The 1,053-nt window shown below is 69.2% G+C and carries 1 protein-coding gene; it reads left to right on the forward strand.

The annotated features are described in order from the left end of the window. Nucleotides 1-909 (forward strand): IS1380 family transposase (locus NQU54_RS48590; protein WP_257636660.1); only part of this gene is annotated, 909 nt, incomplete at its 5' end. Nucleotides 910-1,053 lie beyond the last annotated feature (144 nt).

A 1,053-nucleotide genomic window follows, 5' to 3' on the forward strand; every position in this document is an offset into this window, starting at 1 on the left:
TTCAAAGGCATCCGAACCCTGCACCCACTGCTGGCCACGATCTGCACCCCGACCGCCCGACCGGTCATCGCCGCCGTCCGGCTGCGGCAGGGCAAGTCGGCCGACTCCCGCGGCGCGAAGCGGTTCGTCACCGAAGCCCTGGCCACCGCGGTGGAGGCCGGCTGCACCGGCATCCGCGTGCTGCGTGCGGACTCGCAGTTCTACAACACCGATGTGGTGGCCGCCTGCCGCCGGGCCAGCACCCACTTCTCCATCACGACGGGGATGAACCCGTCGATCAAGCGGGCCATCGCCGCCATACCCAAGGGCGCGTGGACGCCGATCCGCTATCCAAGGGCAGTCGTCGATCCCGACACCGGCCGGCTGATCTCGGACGCGGAAGTCGCCGAGGTACCTGCCTACACCGCGTTCACCGGCCGCACGAAGTCCGAGCAGGTCACCGCCCGCCTGATCGTGCGGCGGGTGCGTGACGTGGCCCAACCCGCCACCGTCGGCGAGCAGGGCGAGCTGTTCCCGGTCTGGCGCTACCACCCCATCTTCACCGACAGCCCCTTCGAAACGCTCCAGGCCGAACGACAGCACCGTCACCACGCGGTCATCGAGCAAGTCATCGCCGACGGCAAAGCCGGGCCCCTGGCCCACCTGCCCTCGGGGAAGTTCAACGCGAATGCCGCCTGGCTGACCCTGTGGGCCATGTCCTACAACCTGCTGCGGGCCGCAGGCGCCCTGGCCTCGGCCTTCCACGCCAAGGCCACGACCGCAACCCTCCGCAGACACCTGGTCCACATCCCCGCCCGGATAGCCCGATCAGCCCGGCGCCTCATGCTGCACCTGCCCCAGCGATGGCCCTGGCAGCACGCCTGGACCCAGTTGTTCGCCACTGCTCACGCCCCACCCGAGACGGCCTGACGTCCCTGACCACCCCGCCCACCAGGGCCCGACCAGAGCCGAACCCGTGGAAAAGCTGGGCAGACCAGCGGCTACCTCCCGCCCACACCTAACCAACAGCTGAACAACCCGCCCCTCGACCTTCGAAAGATCACAGCAGAAGCC

This window comes from Streptomyces malaysiensis subsp. samsunensis (assembly GCF_024519315.1).
Taxonomy (GTDB): domain Bacteria; phylum Actinomycetota; class Actinomycetes; order Streptomycetales; family Streptomycetaceae; genus Streptomyces; species Streptomyces malaysiensis.